This window comes from Promicromonospora sp. NPDC057138 (assembly GCF_042670845.1).
In the GTDB taxonomy this organism is placed as follows: domain Bacteria; phylum Actinomycetota; class Actinomycetes; order Actinomycetales; family Cellulomonadaceae; genus Promicromonospora.
Genome location: NZ_JBHUUX010000001.1, coordinates 42,772 through 61,227, shown reverse-complemented (window position 1 = coordinate 61,227; position 18,456 = coordinate 42,772). Strand labels below are relative to the sequence as shown.

Annotated in this window: 17 protein-coding genes; 11 read left to right on the top strand and 6 right to left on the bottom strand. The window is 71.3% G+C overall.

All coding sequences use genetic code 11. The features are described from left to right. The first annotated feature begins 45 nt into the window (after positions 1-45). From ACFT2C_RS00290 to ACFT2C_RS00275, 4 genes are read left to right on the top strand one after another with little or no spacing between them, the layout of a single operon-like run. Complete coding sequence (locus tag ACFT2C_RS00290) at positions 46-1,449, top strand: extracellular solute-binding protein (RefSeq protein ID WP_377205005.1); 1,404 nt, start codon at positions 46-48, stop codon at positions 1,447-1,449. Positions 1,450-1,463: 14 nt separating this feature from the next. After that, a complete protein-coding gene (locus ACFT2C_RS00285; RefSeq protein WP_377205004.1) occupies positions 1,464-2,432 on the top strand; it encodes a carbohydrate ABC transporter permease in 969 nt (322 codons plus the stop codon). Position 2,433: 1 nt separating this feature from the next. Beyond that, a complete protein-coding gene (locus ACFT2C_RS00280; RefSeq protein WP_377205003.1) occupies positions 2,434-3,345 on the top strand; it encodes a carbohydrate ABC transporter permease in 912 nt (303 codons plus the stop codon). A gap of 16 nt (positions 3,346-3,361) precedes the next feature. Beyond that, complete coding sequence (locus ACFT2C_RS00275; RefSeq protein WP_377205002.1) at positions 3,362-4,432, top strand: App1 family protein; 1,071 nt, start codon at positions 3,362-3,364, stop codon at positions 4,430-4,432. 82 nt (positions 4,433-4,514) lie between these two features. Here ACFT2C_RS00275 and ACFT2C_RS00270 read toward each other — a convergent pair whose 3' ends face one another. After that, complete coding sequence (locus tag ACFT2C_RS00270; RefSeq protein WP_377205001.1) at positions 4,515-5,774, bottom strand: NYN domain-containing protein; 1,260 nt, start codon at positions 5,772-5,774, stop codon at positions 4,515-4,517. 150 nt (positions 5,775-5,924) lie between these two features. On the opposite strand from ACFT2C_RS00270, the gene ACFT2C_RS00265 reads away from it, so the two are divergent. Both ACFT2C_RS00265 and ACFT2C_RS00260 read left to right on the top strand, forming a co-directional pair. After that, a complete protein-coding gene (locus ACFT2C_RS00265; RefSeq protein WP_377205000.1) occupies positions 5,925-6,530 on the top strand; it encodes a TetR family transcriptional regulator in 606 nt (201 codons plus the stop codon). A 12-nt stretch (positions 6,531-6,542) separates the two neighbouring features. Beyond that, the gene (locus tag ACFT2C_RS00260; RefSeq protein WP_377204999.1) at positions 6,543-7,415 is read left to right on the top strand and encodes an LLM class F420-dependent oxidoreductase; all 873 of its coding nucleotides are present in this window, start codon (positions 6,543-6,545) and stop codon (positions 7,413-7,415) included. Positions 7,416-7,418: 3 nt separating this feature from the next. Here ACFT2C_RS00260 and ACFT2C_RS00255 read toward each other — a convergent pair whose 3' ends face one another. Further along, positions 7,419-8,051 carry a DNA-3-methyladenine glycosylase I gene (locus ACFT2C_RS00255; protein WP_377204998.1) on the bottom strand — a complete coding sequence of 211 codons (633 nt, stop codon included), beginning with the start codon at positions 8,049-8,051 and terminating at the stop codon, positions 7,419-7,421. A 166-nt stretch (positions 8,052-8,217) separates the two neighbouring features. Between ACFT2C_RS00255 and ACFT2C_RS00250 the strand changes: the two genes are divergently transcribed. From ACFT2C_RS00250 to rlmC, 4 genes are read left to right on the top strand one after another with little or no spacing between them, the layout of a single operon-like run. Next, on the top strand, positions 8,218-8,424 hold the full coding sequence (locus ACFT2C_RS00250) for a hypothetical protein (RefSeq protein WP_377204997.1): 207 nt from the start codon (positions 8,218-8,220) through the stop codon (positions 8,422-8,424). 29 nt (positions 8,425-8,453) lie between these two features. Next, positions 8,454-9,077 (top strand): DinB family protein, encoded by a 624-nt coding sequence (locus ACFT2C_RS00245; protein WP_377204996.1) that lies wholly within the window; start codon positions 8,454-8,456, stop codon positions 9,075-9,077. A 33-nt stretch (positions 9,078-9,110) separates the two neighbouring features. Continuing rightward, positions 9,111-10,481 carry a M15 family metallopeptidase gene (locus tag ACFT2C_RS00240; protein ID WP_377204995.1) on the top strand — a complete coding sequence of 457 codons (1,371 nt, stop codon included), beginning with the start codon at positions 9,111-9,113 and terminating at the stop codon, positions 10,479-10,481. A 7-nt stretch (positions 10,482-10,488) separates the two neighbouring features. After that, entirely contained in the window at positions 10,489-11,667 is a 1,179-nt protein-coding gene (gene rlmC, locus ACFT2C_RS00235; protein ID WP_377204994.1) for a 23S rRNA (uracil(747)-C(5))-methyltransferase RlmC, read from the top strand. On the opposite strand, the gene ACFT2C_RS00230 is transcribed toward rlmC, so the two are convergent. The 3 genes from ACFT2C_RS00230 to ACFT2C_RS00220 form a co-directional block, all read right to left on the bottom strand. Beyond that, the gene (locus ACFT2C_RS00230) at positions 11,634-13,220 is read right to left on the bottom strand and encodes a zf-HC2 domain-containing protein (protein ID WP_377204993.1); all 1,587 of its coding nucleotides are present in this window, start codon (positions 13,218-13,220) and stop codon (positions 11,634-11,636) included. The genes rlmC and ACFT2C_RS00230 overlap by 34 nt on opposite strands. A gap of 199 nt (positions 13,221-13,419) precedes the next feature. After that, positions 13,420-14,871, bottom strand: coding sequence for a zf-HC2 domain-containing protein (locus tag ACFT2C_RS00225; RefSeq protein WP_377204992.1), 1,452 nt, complete (start codon positions 14,869-14,871; stop codon positions 13,420-13,422). 125 nt (positions 14,872-14,996) lie between these two features. Beyond that, on the bottom strand, positions 14,997-15,218 hold the full coding sequence (locus ACFT2C_RS00220) for a hypothetical protein (RefSeq protein ID WP_377204991.1): 222 nt from the start codon (positions 15,216-15,218) through the stop codon (positions 14,997-14,999). A 314-nt stretch (positions 15,219-15,532) separates the two neighbouring features. Between ACFT2C_RS00220 and ACFT2C_RS00215 the strand changes: the two genes are divergently transcribed. Further along, the gene (locus ACFT2C_RS00215; RefSeq protein ID WP_377204990.1) at positions 15,533-17,515 is read left to right on the top strand and encodes a class I tRNA ligase family protein; all 1,983 of its coding nucleotides are present in this window, start codon (positions 15,533-15,535) and stop codon (positions 17,513-17,515) included. Positions 17,516-17,528: 13 nt separating this feature from the next. On the opposite strand, the gene ACFT2C_RS00210 is transcribed toward ACFT2C_RS00215, so the two are convergent. Next, positions 17,529-18,380 carry an ion transporter gene (locus ACFT2C_RS00210; RefSeq protein WP_377204989.1) on the bottom strand — a complete coding sequence of 284 codons (852 nt, stop codon included), beginning with the start codon at positions 18,378-18,380 and terminating at the stop codon, positions 17,529-17,531. Positions 18,381-18,456: the final 76 nt, after the last annotated feature.

The window sequence follows — 18,456 nt, the reverse complement described above, 5'->3', positions numbered from 1 at the left end:
TGATCCAACGTTGGACCGCAACGTTGCACCATTGGAGGGTCGAGGATGACCGTGCTACGACCACGCGGTGTCCCGGGGCAAGGAAGCCCCGGGATCGCGTCGAGAACCCGCAGCCGTGCCGAGAGCTCAGGCGGCCTGAGCCGCAGAGATCTGCTGCGCGCGGCCCTGATCGGTGCCGGCGGTGTCGCACTCGGCGGGACGCTCGCCGCCTGCGCGACGCCGAGCGCCGCCGGCAGCGGCAAGACGCCGGTGATGATCTGGGATCTCTTCTCGGGCGGTGACGGCGCGCTCATGCAGGAGATGGTGGGCGTGGTCGCGTCGGCCAACCCGGACATCGCCGTCGAGTCGACGACGCTCGCCTGGGGGCCGCCGTACTACACGAAGCTCGCCATGGCGTCGTCGGGCGGGCGCCCGCCCGAGGCGGCCGTCATGCACATGTCCCGGCTCGCCGGGTACGCGCCGGGCGGGCTCCTGGAGCCGTTGGACGTCGAGGTGCTCGCCGACCTCGGGGTGCGCGAGGAGCACTTCGCCCCCGCCGTGTGGGAGAAGGCCCAGTTCGACGGCCAGCTCTACGCCCTGCCGCTGGACACGCACCCGTACATCGCGTTCAACAACCCGGAGATCATCAAGGACGCGGGTCTCGCGACGGCGGACGGCAAGCTCGACCTGGACGCCGTGGCGGGCGCCGACAACTTCCTCGCGGCCGGTCGTGCGATGGCCGAGGTCACGGGCGAGACCGGCGTCGGCTGGGGCTACCAGCGCGACCCCGCCGGGTGCTGGCGCATGTTCTGGGGCCTCTACTCCCAGAACGGCGGCGGCTACGAGCTCACTCCCGGCCGCCCCGCGGCGCTCGACGAGGAGGCCGCCACCGAGGTCTTCGAGTTTCTCCAGGCCATGGTCGACGGCACGGTCGCCGCGAAGAACCAGGACGGCAACGCCGCGTCCGGCCGATTCATGTCGAACCGCACCGGCCTGATGTTCGCCGGCGAGTGGGACCTGCCCATGTTCCGGGACGCGCTGCCCGACGTCGGGGCCACGCAGTTCCCGGCGGTCTTCGACACCCCGGCGAACTACGCCGACTCGCACTCGTTCGTGCTGCCCAAGCAGGGGACGCCGGACCCGGCCCGCCGAGAGGCGACGTACCGCGTCCTTGCCGGAATCCTCAAGGAGAGCCTGACCTGGGCCTCGGCCGGGCACATCCCGGCCTACCAGCCCATCGTCGAGGAGCCCGCCTACCAGGAGCTCACCCCGCAGCGCGACTACGCGCCGGCCGCGGAGATCGCCGTCTTCGACCCCGACGCCTGGTTCACGGGCGGCGGCAGCGACTTCCAGACGCGTATGGCCGACGCGATGACGGACACCCTCGCCGGCAAGGCCCCTGCCCGCACCGCCGTGACCCGGATGCTGAGCGAGATGGACCGGTTCCTCGCCCAGCCCAACCCCGCCTGATCGAGAGGACGACGATGACTGTCTCGAATGCCGGCGTCACCGCGCCCGCGGGGCCGGCTCTGCCCGACCGACAAACCTCCACGAGACGATCCGGCACGGCCGCCGGAACGCCCCGCAAGCCCATGCGCGAACGGGACCGCTCCGGCTACCTGTTCGTCGCGCCGTTCGCCGTCGCCACCGGGCTCTTCCTGGTGGTGCCGACGCTCTACGGCCTGTGGATGAGCTTCACGAACCAGAGCCTCACGGGCACCGGAAGCGAGTTCATCGGCTTCGCCAACTACGCCGAGGCGTTCGGCGACCCCCAGGTCTGGCAGACGCTGTGGCACACCGTGTGGTTCACGATCCTCAGCACCATCCCCCTGGTGGTGGTGGCCCTCGTGATGGCGCTGCTCGTGCACACGGGCCTGCCGGGGCAGTGGGTGTGGCGGATGTCGTTCTTCGCGCCGTACCTGCTGACCAGCGCCGTCGTCTGGCACCTGAGCAACTGGCTGTTCCAGCCCGACATCGGCCTGCTCGACACCTGGGTCGCGGGCCTGGGCCTGGAACCCATCGGCTGGATCACCGACGAGAACGTCGCGATGTTCTCCATCGCCGGGGTCACCGTGTGGTGGACCGTCGGCTTCAACTTCCTGCTCTACCTCGCGGCGCTGCAGGGCATCCCGGCCCAGCAGTACGAGGCCGCGACGATCGACGGCGCGGGCGGCTGGCGCCGGCTGTTCTCCATCACGCTGCCCCAGCTGCGCACGATCACCGGCGTCATCGTGGTGCTGCAGCTCCTCGCCTCGCTCAAGGTGTTCGACCAGATCTACCTGCTCACCCAGGGCGGCCCGAACGGGAGCACGCGGCCGATCCTCGAGTACATCTACGACACCGGCTTCACCAACTACCGGCTCGGCTACGCCTCCGCGATCTCCTACGTCTTCTTCGCCCTGATCCTCGTGTTCACGCTGGTACGGCTCCTGCCGGCCCGGAAGGAGGCCTGACATGGCCGTCGCCGACATCGCCGCCGTCCGCCGGACAAAGGCACAGCAGGAACGGGCCGAGAACCGGGCCCTCACCAAGCTGACCATCGGCCCGTCGCCCTGGGCGCGGGCCGGGGCGCTCGCGGCGCTGGTCGTGGTCGCCGGGATCTGGCTCCTGCCGCTTGCCTGGGGCGCCGTCACGAGCTTCAAGCACGAGGCCGAGGCCGCGCTCCCGGCGTCGTGGCTGCCCACCATGGGCTGGACGCTCGAGGCCTACCAGAAGGTGCTGGGCAACAGCGACCTGCTGCAGTGGATGTGGAACAGCCTGGTGGTCGCCGTGCTGGTCACGGCGCTCACCGTGCTGATCTCCGCGATGGCCGCCTTCGCGTTCTCGCAGACCCTGTTCAAGGGCCGGGCGCTGATGCAGTGGCTCACCCTCGCGGCGATCATGATGCCCGGGCAGATCCTCATCGTGCCGCTGTTCCGGGAGATGCAGGTCATGGGGCTCGTGGACACGTTCGCGGGCATCGTGCTGCCGCAGGTCGTGGCGCCCGTGATGGTGTTCATCCTCAAGCGGTTCTTCGACGCCATCCCCCAGGAGCTGCTCGACGCCGGCCGGATCGACGGCGCGGGGTCCTGGCGGCTGTTCTGGACGATCGTGCTGCCGCTGTCGAGGTCGATCCTCGTAGCCGTGGCGATCTTCGTGTTCATCGGCGCGTGGAACAACTTCCTGTGGCCGTTCATCATCACCACTGACCCGCAGTTCATGACGCTGCCCGTCGGCCTGTCCACGGTCAAGGACGCCTACGGCGTGCAGTACGCGCAGAACATGGCCTCGGCGATGATCGCGGCCCTGCCGCTGCTGGTCGTGTTCATGCTGTTCCAGCGCCGGATCGTGCAGGGCGTGGCGACCACGGGCATGGGCGGCCAGTAACAGGCCACAATGCGGTGTGGCCACCCCGACCCCGCACCCATCTCAGCGCCCGCACCTCGCCGCGGTGGTGGAAGACCGCTTCTACGCCGTGGCGGGGTGGGCGCTGCGCCGCGCCGGCTGGCGCCCCCGGATCGAGACCTACACCGGGTACGGCACGCCGGACCGGGTGCGGGTGCTCGCCCGTGTGCTGATCGCGCGGCCGCGCCCCGTCTCGCCCGACGGCGATCTCCTCCGCGCGGGGCGGCGCGGGTTCCGGCACTTCCTCACGGTGCCGGCGCCTGGCTGTCGGGTGCGGCTGCAGGTCGGCGGCCACACGTCCGTCGTGACGAGCGACCGCGCCGGTTACGTCGACGTCGAGGTCCCCACGGGCGCCCCGCTGCCCGTCGGCTGGCAGGCCGCCGTCCTGACGTGCCTCGACGGGCCCGACCCGTCCACCGCCGACACCTCGCTGCTGGTGCTGGGCGAGCGGACGCGGTTCGGCGTCATCAGCGACATCGACGACACGACGATGGTGACGGCGGTGCCCCGGCCGCTGCTGGCGGCGTGGAACACGTTCGTGCGGCACTCCAGCACGCGGCGGGCCGTGCCGGGCATGCCCGAGCTGTACCGCACGCTGGAGGAGGCGCACCCGGACGCCGCCTTCTTCTACCTGTCGACCGGGGCCTGGAACACCGCGGGCACGCTGCGCGCCTTCCTCTCCCGCCACGACTATCCGCGCGGCCCGCTGCTCCTCACCGACTGGGGCCCGACCCTCACGGGGTGGTTCCGCAGCGGCCAGGCGCACAAGGAGGTGAGCCTCGAGCACCTCATGTCGTGGTTCCCGCACGTGCGCTGGGTCCTCTTCGGCGACGACGGCCAGCACGACGTCGAGATCTACGGGCGGGCAGTGCGCCGTCGTCCCGACCGGGTGCGCGCCGTGGGGATCCGGCGGCTCAGCGGCGGGGAGCAGGTGCTTGCCGGGAACGTGCCGGCCGGCGGATCCACGGCGGACGAGCCCGGCGTGTCTCCGGTGCCGACCGTCACCGGAAAGGACGGGGACGAGCTCGCCGGACAGCTCGGCACGGTGCCGGGCGTGCTCACCGAGTGACGGGCCCGGATCGCTGGTCGAGCTCGTATCGCGGGTCGAGCTTGTCGAGACCGGTCTCGACAAGCTCGACCACCGGGGTTCCTCAGGCGGTGACCAGGTAGTCGTCGGCGTCGTCGTCCCAAGCCAGGGCGACCGTGCCTGCGGACTCCGCCGCCTTCGCGAACTGGAGGAACCCACGGAAGCCGAGCGCCTTCTCCGAGAAGTCCGGGCGTTTCTTGCGCACTGCGTTCTTCAGGCCGGACAGCGCCGCCGAGCCGTTCGACTCCTGCACCACGTCCCGCAGCAGCGCGAACGCGGCGTCGGTGTCGCCCTGCTCCGGCAGGGACACCTCCGGGTCGCCCGCCGACGGTCCGGTCGCGAGCTCCACGAACCCGCGGTCCGCGAGGAACCGCAGGAACTCGCCGAAAGTGCGGAACCCGTAGTCGGACTCGCTGAACGTCGCGTCCTTGCGCAGCAGCGTGCGCTTCAGGGCGGACGCCGTCACCGCCCCGCTCGTGGAGGACTGCAGGTCGGCGAGGGTCTGTGCCACGCGCACCTCCATGGGCGCGTCGCTCGACGCCGGGGCCTCCTCCTCCTGCTCGCTCACGTCGATCTCGGCCTCAGGCGCGACGTCGACGGGCGCGGGGGTGGGCTCCGCCTTCCGGCGCCGGCGGGCGGCGGGCTTGGTCTCGGCCTCGACCTCGGGCTCGACGGCGGTCTCGGGCGCGGGCGCCTCGGCGACGGCTTCAGCCACCGCCTCCGCGGCCTTGGCACGGCGCGACGCCGCGGGGGCCTTCTGTGCGGCGGCGCGCTCCGGCGCCGACGTGGCCTTGCGGGAACGGGTGCCACGCTTCGGGGCCGGGGCGCTCTGGTCCTCGTCGGGCACCTCGACGCCCTCGAGGCGGTCGTAGAAGAGGAACTCGTCGCACGCGGCCGGCAGCAGGCGCGACGTCGACTTCTCGACGCCGACGCCGATGACGCGCTTGTTCAGCTCGCGCAGCTTGTGGACGAGCGGGGAGAAGTCGCTGTCACCGGTGCACATGACGAACGTCGAGATGTAGTCGCGCTCGAAAGCCATCTCGATGGCGTCGACCACCATCTTGATGTCGGCGGCGTTCTTGCGGGAGGCGCCCATCCGCTGCGTCATCTCGATCAGCTCGACCTGGTGCCGGGTCAGCATGCGCCGGTCCTCGTCGAAGTACGACCAGTCCGCGTAGGCACGGCGTGCGACCACGCGCCCGCGTACGGCGAGGGCGTCGGCGATCGGGCCGAAGTCGAACTGCATACCGCCCAGGTGTTCCCGGGCACCGAGCGCCAGGTTCTCGTAGTCGATGAAGACTGCAAGGCGTTCTTCGAGGTCCATGCTCGCCACTCTAGGGGGTTTCCAGGTCGCGAGGGTTCGGTGCCGCGCGCGGCCGACGATCCGTGGGAGGAAATGGAGAGTAGGTGAAATATCACGTACCTGACCATGCATTTCCCTGACTGGAGGCCGCCCGTTGCCTACGATCGGGGTATGGCCGAGGTGACTGCCGAGTACGAGGACCCGATCTCGAGCCGGAGTCGGATCATCGCGGCTGCGGCGCGCCTCACCTCTTCCGACGGCTGGTCGAAGGTCACGATGAGCCGCCTCGCCGCCGAGGCCGGGGTGAGCAGGCAGACCGTCTACAACGCCGTCGGCAGCCGGGAGGACCTCGCCGAGGCGATGGTGCTGACGGAGTCGGCCAAGTTCATGTTCAAGATCGTCGAGGGCTTCGACAGCCACCCCGACGACCTGATGGCCGCGATCCACGCGGCCCTGGAGAACACGCTGGTGTTCGCCGAGGGGAACGCCCTGCTGCGCGCCGTGGTGTCCGCGACGCACGGCGCGGACACCGAGCTGCTGCCCCTGCTCACGACCCACTCGGAGTCGCTGCTCGGCACCGTCAAGGTAGTGGTGCAGAACCGGGTGGACTCCTACGAGATCGGCCTGGAGCCGGAGCGGATCGCCACGGTCATCGACCTCGTGGTGCGGTCCGCGCTCAGCCATGTCATGCAGCCGTCGGCGACGCCGCAGGAGACCGCCGAGTCGATCACCTGGCTCGTCGCGAGCGTGCTGAGGCGCAACGGGAACTCGGCGTAGGAGGATCGAGGCATGCGAATCGGCACCCACTTCATGCGTTACGACTCGATGGAACCCGCGCGGATGCGGACCGAGCTGGCGGACGCCGCCCGGTACGCCGAGGACGGCGGCGTCTCGTGGATCTCGGTGATGGACCACTACTTCCAGATGGAGCACCAGGGTTTCCCGGCGTCGGACCCGATGCTGGAGGCGTACACGACCCTGGGCTACCTGGCCGGAGTGACCGAGAAGGTGCAGCTCGGTGCGCTGGTGACCGGCGTGACGTACCGCTACCCGGGGCTGCTGGCGAAGATCGTCGCGTCCCTCGACGTGGTCTCGGGCGGCCGGGCCACCTACGGCATCGGCGCGGCCTGGTACCACAAGGAGCACGCGGCGCTCGGAGTGCCGTTCCCGCCGCTCAAGGACCGCTTCGAGATGCTCGAGGAGACGGTCCGGATCGCCCGTCAGATGTACGACCTGGACAACGACGGCCCGTTCGAGGGGAAGCACTACCAGCTCGCCGAGACGCTGTGCTCGCCGGCGCCGCTGTCGGGGCCGGAGATCATGATCGGCGGGTCCGGCGAGAAGCGGACTCTCCGGCTGGTCGCGCAGTACGCGGACGCGTGCAACCTGTTCGCCGAGACGCCCGAGCGGCTTCGTCACCTGCTGGACGTGCTGCACGGGCACTGCGCCGACGTCGGCCGCGACCCCGCCGACATCCGCGTCACGATGCTGCACCGCGGGACGCCGATCGGCGCGGGTGACACCGCGGACTTCGTCAGCGAGATGCGCGGCTTCGCCGAGCACGGCGTGGACACCGTGATCCTGCGCCCGCCGGCGACGTCGCTCGCCGAGTGGGTGCGCGACGCCGTCGTCCCGGTCGTGGAGCCGTGCGCCGAGCTGTGACGGTCAGGTAGCCGCCCCCGGCTCGGCCGCTCCAGCGCGGCCGAGCACCACCGGGCAGGTGGCCAGGTGGTCGTCCACCAGGCCGCAGGCCTGCATCGCCGCGTAGGCGGTGGTGGGGCCGATGAACCGGAACCCCTCCTTCTTCATCGCCTTGCTCATGGCCTTCGACTCGTCGGTCCACGCCGGGATGTCCCCGAAGGTGGCTGCACGACGCCGATCTTCCGGCGCCGGGGCGAACGACCAGAACAGCTCGTCCAGCGTGCGCCCGGAGTCGTGCAGCGCGACGACGGCCCGCGCGTTGTCGATGGTGGCCTCGATCTTCATCCGGTTCCGGATGATGCGGGCGTCGGCGAGCAGCCGCTCGACGTCGTCCGGCCCGAACGTCGCCACCCGCTCCGGGTCGAAGCCCTCGAAGAGCTCCCGGAACGCCGGCCGTTTGCGCAGCACGGTGATCCAGGAGAGCCCGGACTGGAAGCCTTCCAGGGCTATGCGCTCCAGCAGGGCCGGCTCGCCGTGCAGGGGCACGCCCCACTCGTCGTCGTGGTACGCCTCGTAGAGGGGGTCGCCGTCGCCGAAGCAGCGCAAGGCCGTGCTCGCCGTCGCGGTGCTTGCCGTCGCCGTGCTGTCGTCTGTCATGGGATCACTTGTCACGGCACCACTCTGACGCACGCCACTGACAGTCCACCCGCCTCGGCCGCCCACCTGTGCACAACGTCCGAAAACCGCTGCCTGTGGTCGCGCCAGAACCGGTGTGCCGCCGTGCGGAAGGGCTCACGACGCGTCGGGGAACGCCTTCTCGATCGTGACCAACCGGTTCTGGTCCACCTTTCTCATCGCCGTCTACGTGCCGGGGGCGCTCACCGACCCGGACATCGGCTTCGGATCGCCCGAGATCGAGGGCGCTGCGATTGCCTCGGCCTGGGTGTCGTTCGTCGTGAACCTCCTCTTCGCCGAGTGGTGGATCCACCGCACGCCGAGGAAGCGGGCCAGGACGCCAAGGACTCGGTGAATGTCAGTGGCGGGCGACACACTGTCCCCATGGCGCAGACGACAGGCGGTACACCGGGCAACCCGGCGGAGCTCGAGCAGAAGCTGGTCCTGAAGAAGTACCTGCAGGAAACCCGTGAGGCCCTCCTGTGGAAGCTGGAGGGCCTCACGGAGAAGCAGGCGCGCTGGCCCCTGGTGTCCTCGGGCAACAACCTCCTCGGCCTGGTCAAGCACTGCGCCAATACCGAGATCGGCTACTTCGGGCCGACCTTCGGCCGGGAGTGGCCCACCCCGGACGAGCTCGTCCCCCTTGACGTGTACGACCAAGACCCGCAGGCCGACTGGTACGCGACGGCCGACGAGTCCGTCGCGTCGATCACCGACCTCTACCGGCGGGCCTGGGCGTTCTGCGACGAGACCATCGACACCCTGCCTCTGGACGCGCCGGGACGGGTGCCCTGGTGGACGAACAGCGAGGTCACGCTGTTCCGCATCATCGTCCACATGACCGACGAGCTCGCCCGGCACGCCGGCCACGCCGACATCCTGCGCGAGCTGACCGACCGGTCCGTTGGCCTCTACGCCGACAACTCCAACATCCCGGACTGGGAGAAGGGCGACGTCGAGCTGTACGTCGACAAGCTCAAGGGCCTCGCTGAGCAGGCGGGCGACTAGCGCTGACGCCCCGGATTCGCCAAACTTCGGGCCATGTCCCTCAACGTGGAGCCGCCCACACCTGCCGGGCCGCCGCCCGAACCGTCAGCTACGGACGCGCCGTCGCCGTTCGACACGACGCCCGTGGCGGTGCTCGCGTCCTCGGGCTCGGCCCTGCCCGTGGGGACGGACAAGCGGTCGGACGGCGGCTCCATGCGACCGCTGTTCGTCTTCCTCATCGCCGCGGCGATAGCCCTGGTCGGCAGCATCGTGTTCGCCCTCGTCCACGCCGGGGGCCAGCGCGAGCTGGAGCAGCTCGCGGACGCGCGCACCGACGTCGTGCATGCGGTGGACGAGGGGCGCACGGCCCAGGACGGCCTCGCCGACCAGATCGCGGCAGCCGAGAAGACCCTCGCGGCCTCCGAGGGCAAGGTGACCGACGACGCCGTCCGCGCCGACCTGGCCGGACACGTCGCCGCCGCGCGCGAGCTCGGGGCCATGAAGCCACCGGCCGTCCCCGAGGCTGGTGCTGCAGGGCTCGAGGCTCCTGAGGACATCGACGCCCTGGAGGCGCAGGCGACCGAGTGGGCGATCACCATGCGCACCACCTCGACCACGCTGGAGTCGGCCATCAAGGACGTCCAGGTGTCGTACCAGCAGTGGCAGCAGGCCCGCAAGGACGCACAGGCCACGGCCCAGGCCGAGGCCGAGCAGGCAAAGCAGGCCGCGGCACAGCTCACGACCGCGCAGGCGCAGCTCACATCCGTCACCGACCAGCTCAAGATCTCCGTGCGCGACTCCCGGTACACCCTCGACTGGACCGCCGACGCGGGCGCCCCAGCCGCCGTCCGTAAGACCCTCTCGACCCACCGCGCCGAGGGCGAGGCGGCGCTCGCGGCCGGCGTGAACACGAGCAAGCTGAACTCCGTGAAGGCGCTCAGCCAGCGCCGTGAGGCCGCGCGCGTGGCGATCGAGGCGGCGGCGTGGGACGCGCGTGCCACCGTGGCCGACGGCTCCAACGGGCGGCTCGCGATCGACTCTCTGTGCAAGGTGGGGGTCGGGCCCGAGGGACAGGACCAGTACCTGCGGTGCGACGCCGCCGAGGCCTGGAAGAAGGTCGGCGAGCAGTTCCAGGCGAAGTTCGGCAAGCCGCTGCGCGTGGAGTACGGCTATCGGCCCTACGACTGGCAGCTCCAGGCGCTCGACGAGTTCGGTGGAGGACAGGTCGCCGCACCCGGCACCTCGAACCACGGCTGGGCGCTCGCGGTGGACGTGCCGGTGGACGATGGTTTCCGCTTCGGCCAGCCGGAGTACGAGTGGCTCGCCGCGAACGGGCCCAAGGCCGGCTGGCACCACCCGGACTGGGCACGCGCCGGCGGCGGGCGCGAGGAGCCGTGGCACTTCGAGTACGAGGGGGCTGGATAATGGGGGTGTGCAGTGCCCCCACTACGACGCCGGCCGCTGCCACTCCTGCACCCTCCTGGAGATCGACTACCCCACCCAGGTGCTCGACAAGGAGCGGCACGTCGCCGCGCTCCTCGCCTCGATCCCGACAGCCGCAGGTCCCCAGTGGCTCCCGGCGGTCAGCAGCGTGGAGTCCGGCTTCCGGAACAAGGCGAAGATGGTGGTCAGCGGCACGGTGGCCGAGCCGGTGCTCGGCATCCTCGACGGGACAGGCCGCGGCGTCGACCTCACGGACTGCGGCCTCTACCCCGACGCGCTGCAGGCCTCCTTCGCCCCGCTGGCCGCGTTCGTCACAAGGGCGAACCTGGAGCCGTACGAGGTCTCCGGCCGGGGAAAGCGCGCACAGCAGCGCGGCGAGCTCAAGTACCTCCTGGTCACACTGTCGCCCGACGCCGAGCTCATGGTCCGGTTCGTGCTGCGCTCCCAGGAAGCGATAGCGCGGATCCGCAAGCACCTGCCCTCGCTGCGGGCCGAGCTCCCGGCCCTGGCCGTCGCGTCGGCGAACATCCAGCCCACGCACGCGGCGGTGCTGGAGGGCGACCTCGAGATCCCCCTCACCGAGCGCACCACGCTCCCGATGCGCATCGACGACATCACGCTCGACCTGCGCCCGCAGAGCTTCTTCCAGACCAACACGGCGGTCGCCACCGAGCTGTACCGGCAGGCCGGCGCCTGGGTCGACGAGATCGCCCCGAGCAGCCTCTGGGACCTGTACTGCGGAGTGGGCGGCTTCGCGCTGCACTGCGCGGCGCCGGGGCGCGCCGTCACGGGCATCGAGATCAGCGCGGAAGCCGTGGCGGCGGCGTCGGGCACGGTGGAGAAGCTGCGCGACGGCGGCCAGGCCGACCGGTTCCGTGACGTCACGTTCGCGGCGGGCGACGCCACGGCGTTCGCCGTCGGGCCGGACGCCCCCGGGCTACCCGAGATGGTGATCGTGAACCCGCCCCGGCGGGGCATCGGCGCGGACCTGGCCCACTGGCTGGAGGCCTCGGGGATCGACCACGTCCTGTACTCGAGCTGCAACGCCACGACGCTCGCCAAGGACCTCGCCGGCATGCCGTCGCTGCGCCCGGTGCGGGCGCGTCTGCTCGACATGTTCCCGCAGACCTCGCACTACGAGGTGCTCGTCCTCCTGGAGCGCGCCTGACCCGAGCGCGCCTGACCTGAGCGCGCCTGACCTGAGCGGCCCTGCTCTTCTGCCGCGGCGTAATCCTTCGTGGCCTGCCCGGGTGGCGTCTCCTTCTTCGCCTGGCCGGGCGGCCCGTCCTCGGTCGCCGTGCTCGGCGGTGACGTCTCCTTCTTGGCCTGACCGGGGGGCGTGTCGTCCTTCTTGGCCTGGCCCGGCGGCGTCGTCTCCTTCTTCGCTTGGCCGGGAGGCGCATCATCCTTCTTGGCCTGACCAGGCGGCGTCGTCTCCTTCTTCGACTGACCAGGCGGAGTGCCGCCCTTCTTCGCCAGGCCGGGCGGTACCCCGTCGTCCTGCGTGAGCCTGGGCGGCGTGTCGTCGGTCGCCGCGCGATCCGGCGGGGCCGTCGTGCTCGGCTCGGCGGGCTCCGCGGGCTCGCCCTCCTCCTTGGCGAGCCCCGGCGGCACCCCGCCCTGCTTCGCCAGGCCGGGCGGTACCCCGTCGGTCCTGGCGAGCCCTGGCGGCATGCCGTCCGTCGGCTCCTGGCCCGGCGGCACGAACGCCATCGGCTCGGGAACGTTCGCAGGATCCTCCTTCGGGGAGGACGGCGGGGTGGTTCGCACCGCGGTCTGCACGGATTCCGGCCTGGAGACGGAGACGAGGCCGGTCTCCCGGAACGACGGCATGGCACCCGCCTCACCGGCGACCCCGGCCGTGACGGCGGTGGTGATGACCAGTCCGCCCGCGACGGTCGCCGTCAGGCTGACCGGATCGGTCAGCGCGCTGCGGACGGTCAGGACGGCACGTGTTCCCAGGGTGGCCAGCCAGCTCCCGACCCCCGCGCCCGCCGCGGCGACACCTGCTCCCGCGGCCGCCGTGCTCGTCTTCGCCGCGGCCGCGGCGCCGAGCAGCAGGACCGGCGCGGCGGCGCGCAGCATCCAGTACGACTCGCGGACGTCGACGAACGCCCGGGTGCAGCCGGCGCACTGCACCATGTGGTCCTCGACCTGCTGCCGACGGCGCGGCAGGAGGCGGTTCCGCACGAAGTCGTGCATGGAGGCGCGGGTGGTCTTGCACTCGGCGTCGTCAGCGATGCCGGTGTGGGTCTCGGCGAGGCTGCTCGCGAGCCGGTTCTCCGCGCGGCGCAGGCGACGTTTGGCGGCGTAGGGCAGCACGCCGATCTCGTCGGCGATGGCCGCGACCGGCCGGGACACCACATGGTGGTCCCAGAGGATCTGCCGCTCGCCGGCCGGCAGCCTCTCCATCGCCGCGCTCAGCACCTCGAAGTCGAGAGCACGCCGGACCGGCGCCGTCACGACCTCGGCCGTCGCGGTCTGCTCCGCGGCCGACGGTTCCTCGTGGGCCATCTCCAGGGCCGCGTTCACCGCAGCGGTGCTCCAGAACGTGACGGGGTCGGCGACGTCGCCCCGCTTGATGAGCTCCACGCACAGGAGCTCCAGGCCGCGGCTCGCGGCCAGCTCCGGGTCGATGCCGGGTACGCGCCGAGAGACGGTGAAGACGACCGCGCGTCGATGCGCTGCCCACTGGCTGAGGTCGGCGCTGGTGACCGTCACGCTGCCCCCCTCCTGCACGCGACAAGGCGCCGCGTGACCTCACGTTGCACGGAACGTCGGGGGTGCATGCTCGCAAAGAATGCGGGCGCGCGGAAGGTGCAGGTGTGATCGATCGGGGATCTTGGGCTGTCGCCCAGAGAGACTGTGCGTTCGCACAGCGCCGAGCAGAGGCGGGGCCGGCAGCGGACCCGCGTCATCATCAGTCTCCGGTCGCCGACTCGGCGTCGTCGGCGGCCTGCTCGAACGGGCTCAGGAGCAATGCCCAGATCTCGTCCAGCGTCGTCGTCGTCAGGTCGATGCCGGGCAGGTCGGAGAGACCAAGGTTCGCGAGCAGGTCGTCCAGCGCCGTGCCGATCCCGGGCCCATCAGGGACGTCCGGCGGGTCGGGCGGATCCACCGGGGGCACTGTCGGCTCCTCGGGCTCCTCCGGTGCCGGATCGACGGGCGGCTCCTCGGGCGCCGGTTCGTCCGGGCTGCCGCCCGGCTCCGGTGCGGGATCCGACCCGGGGTCGGACGGCTCCGAGGTGTCGTCCGGTACCGGCGCGGGATCGGCCACGTCCTCCTCGGGCTCGGTCACCGGGTCGGACACCGGCGCCGCGTCCTCCTTGGGCGTGGTCGCAGGGCGCGGCTGCGGGTCGGTCGGCGGGATCGACGGGGGCTTGTCGGTGCTCGGCTCCCGCTCGGTGGGCGAGGAGTCGCCGCCACCTCCGCCTCCCGAGCCACTGCCACTGCCACTGCCGCCACCGGCTCCGGTGTCCTGGATGGCTTGCGCCGGGGGCTGGTCGGGCCGGTTGAGGTAGGTCGCGGCCGCGGCCCCACCGCCGATGGCGAGCGCGGCCAGCACGCCCGCCGCGACCGCCGTCTCCTTCTTGCCGAACGACCGTGGCTTGGCGCCCTCGGCAGCAGCACCGGCGCCCGCGACGCCCGTGCCGACGGCGCCGGTCACGAAGCCGCCGGCGATGAGGTGCTGACCGAAGTCGCGCAGCATCCAGGACACTTCGCGGACGTCGATGAACGCCCGGGTGCACTCGGTGCAGCCGTCCATGTGGACTTCCAGGCGCTGCTGCCTGCGGGGCAGGAGGCGTCCCTTGAGGTAGTCGTGCATGGCGGCGCGGGTGGTGCGGCACTCGGATTCGTTGACGGCTTGGGCGTGGGCGGCGGCGAAGGCGCCGGCGAGGCGTTCCTCGGCGCGGCGTAGCCGCATGGTCACGGCGTGGGGGCGGACGCCGAGGCCGGTGGCGATGTCGGTGACGGCACGATCGTGGACGTGGCGTTCGAGGAGGATCTGCCGGTCGTCCTCGGCGAGGTCGGACAGGGCGGTGCGGAGCATCGTGACGTCGGCCAGGCGTTCGGCGTCGAGCTCGGCGCCGGCGACCGGGGGAGTGAGGCCGTCGAGCGTGTCGTCCTCGACCGGGCGGGCGCGTCCGGCCTCGCGGGTCATGGAGATGGCCTCGTTGACCGCCGCACGCCGCCAGTACGGAGCCGGGTCGTCGATCGTCCCGCCGGTGGAGACGATCCGGACCATCTTCTCCAAGGCACGGCTGGTGGCTTCCTCGGCATCGATGCCGGGCACACGGGCGACGACCGAACGCACGACGTTAGGACGATGCACGACCCAGTCGTCGATCCGTAGGTCACCCGTGGTGGTCACGCGGCCTTGCCCCCTCTGCGAGTTGTGTCCCCTTTCGACCCGCTGGCCCATGATCGCACCACGACGTCGGTTTCGCACATGTCTTCGGGATCTTCAGACGGGGACTTCATCTGCTCCATCGGTACTCACCTCCGGTTGGTCGAGAACGCTGTCGATACCGCGTCGAGGCCCTGCGGTCCGGACGTCGCGTGGATGACCGCGAGCGCGACCTCGCAGGTGGCGGCGATCAGGTCGCTCGCGCCCCACGCGTCCGCGAGGCGGTAGAGGCTGACGGCATCGCCCTCCGCGTAGGCGCGCAGGTATTGGGCGCCCAGACGAACGAGTTCGGGGTGCTCGGTGTGTTCCATGCAGCCCAGACGCACGAGACGCCCGGATGTCACAGCACTTGAGGAAATTTCTTCGATTCGTCCGTGACGTCCGGTTCGGACCTCGCTGGCGGCGGACCGAACCGGCGCTCTCGCTGGACCGCGGACCCCGTCCCGAACTTCCTTTACCCCGCTCGGCCGCCCCACGTATCGTGGGCGCATGCGCATCGCACCCTCGCTGCTTATCTAGCCGCACTGGATCAGCCCCTCGATCGGGCACACCCGGTGCGGCCGCCCCTCCTTGCGAGGGGCTTTTTCGTGCCCGGACCCGATCGATGCACCGGAGAGCGACAGCGATGAGCGATACGTACCCCACCACCCGCGCGGCAGGTGCGAGCCCTGCCGCGGACCGCCTGTTCGAGGCGTCCGACGACGGCGCCCGCCCCCGCCGCTACCTGCTGACGATGTTCCCGTACCCGTCGGGCGACCTGCACATGGGCCACGCGGAGGTGTTCGCGATCACCGACGTCGTGGCGCGGCACTGGCGGGCCAAGGGCTTCGACGTGCTCAACCCGGTCGGCTGGGACTCGTTCGGCCTGCCGGCGGAGAACGCCGCGATCCGCCGGGGCGAGCACCCGGCCGTGTTCACGGACACCAACATCGCCACCCAGGCGGCATCGATCCGGCGCTACGGCGTCTCGTTCGACTGGTCGCGACGGCTGCACACGCACGAGCCCGAGTACTACCGCTGGACCCAGTGGCTGTTCGCCCGCCTGCACGAGCGGGGCCTCGCGTACCGGGCGGCGGCGGAGGTGAACTGGTGCCCGAGGGACCGGACGGTGCTGGCCAACGAGCAGGTGGTCGACGGCGCGTGCGAGCGCTGCGGCACCGCCGTCGTCGCCCGGACGCTGACCCAGTGGTTCTTCCGTATCACCGCCTACGCAGACCGCCTGCTGGACGACATGTCGCTGCTGGAGCCAGGCTGGCCGGCGCACGTCCTGACGATGCAGCGGAACTGGATCGGCCGGCAGGACGCGCCTGACGCGCCGGACGGCACCACCTACCGCCTGCACGACTGGCTGATCTCCCGGCAGCGCTACTGGGGCGCGCCGATCCCCGTGGTGCACTGCCCGGACTGCGGCGAGGTGGTCGTGCCGGACGACCAGCTGCCCGTCGAGCTGCCCTACCTGGAGGGCGACGAGCTGGTCCCGGGCGACGTCTCGCCGCTGGCCGGCGCCCGGGACTGGATCCGGACGGCGTGCCCGCGGTGCGGCGGCCCGGCCGAGCGGGACACCGACACGATGGACACCTTCGTGGACTCGTCCTGGTACTTCCTGCGGTACCTGTCGCCCGGGTACGACGGCGGCCCGTTCCGCCCGGAGGATGCCGCCCGGTGGATGCCCGCCGCGCTGTACGTGGGCGGCGTCGAGCACGCGACGATGCACCTGCTGTACGCGCGGTTCGTCACCAAGGTCCTGTACGACATGGGGCTGGTGCCCTCGCCTGAGCCCTATGCCCGCCTGATGAACCAGGGCCAGGTGGTCAACCACGGCAGGGCGATGAGCAAGTCGCTGGGCAACGGCGTGGACCTGGCGGCGGAGCTGGACCGGCACGGGGTCGACGCCGTCCGGCTGGCGATGCTGTTCTCCGGGCCGCCGGAGGACGACGTCGACTGGGCCGACGTCTCGCCCGAGGCGATGCGGAGGTTCCTGGCCCGCGTGCTGCGCCTGGTCCCGGCGCCCTCCCGTGGGTCGAGCTCGTCGAGACCAGGGCCTCGACAAGCTCGACCACCGGCAGGGCCGGCCGACGACGCCGGCCCGGACACCCTGCGCCGGTCGGTGCACCGCACGGTGCGCGACGTCGACGCGCTGGTCGAGGCCGGGCGGTTCAACGTCGCCATCGCGCGGCTGATGGAGCTGGTGACCGAGGTGCGGCGGGCCATGGGTGGGCGGGCGGGTGATGGTCCTGGGGTGGGTGATGGGGCCAGTGCCAGCGCGCAGACCTACCGCGAGGCTGTCGAGGCCGTCGCCGTGCTGCTGAGCCTGTTCGCCCCGCAGACGGCCCAGGAGCTGTGGGAACGGCTGGGCCGCACCACGCCGGTCGCGGCGCAGCCGTGGCCCGACGTCGACCCCGAGCTGCTGGTGACGACCGAGGTCGAGGCGGTGGTCCAGGTGGACGGCAAGGTGCGGGACCGGCTGCCGGTGTCCGCCGACGTCGCGGCCGCGGACCTGGAGCGGGCCGCCCTGGCGCGGCCCGCCGTGACGCGGGCCGTGGGCGACCGGACGGTGCGGCGGGTCGTGGTGCGGCCGCCGCACCTGGTCAACGTCGTGCTGGGTTAGGCGACGGCCCGGGTCAGGCGACGGCGCCGCCCTCGTCCTCGTCGAGCTTCGCGCGCAGGGAGCGGAGCTCGGCGAGGATCTCGTGGTTCTGCGCGGCCAGGTGGTCGAGGCGCACGTCCTTCTGCTCGTCGTCCCTGCGCTCCTCCTCGGAGATCTCCTCCATGCCGTTGACGATGACGGCGATGAACAGGTTCAGCACCGCGAAGCCGACCACCAGGATGTAGACCACGAAGAAGATCCACGCCCAGGGATGGACCTCCATCACCGCGCGGGCGATGTCGGGCCAGGCCTCGCCCGTCATGGCCTGGAACAGCGTGAACAGGGAGCTCCCGAGATTCCCGAAGTACGTGGGCGCGGCCTCGCCGAACAGGCCGGTCGCGATGACCGCCGACACGTACATGACCAGCACCAGCAGCGCGCCGACGGCGCCCATCCCCGGCACGGCCCGCAGCAGGCCGTCGACGACGCGGCGCAGCGACGGCACCACGGTGATCACGCGCAGCACCCGGAGCACGCGCAGGGCACGCAGCGCGGACAGGGACTCGCTGGCCGGAAGCACCGCGACGCCGACGACGACGAGGTCGAACACGTTCCACGGGTCGCGGAAGAAGCTGCGGCCGTAGGCGATGATCCGCAGGAGCAGCTCGAGCGCGAAGAAGCCCAGCATGGCGTGGTCGATGTCGGTCAGGATCTCGAGCGCCGTGCCGTCCACCATGGTCTCCGCGCCCAGGACCAGGGCATTCGCCAGGATCACTGTGAGCACGAGGTTGGTGAACCACCTCCGGTCGAGGAACGCGCGCAGCCGCTCCCGCCCGCTGCGCGGCTCGATCCGTGGCTCGGCCGGCGTGCCGATCCCCTGGTTCATGCGATCTCCCTCAGCTTTCCCGTGCCCGGAGCCCCTTGCCCCGGTCCTGCGTCTGGCGTCTGCCCCGGCGAACTGT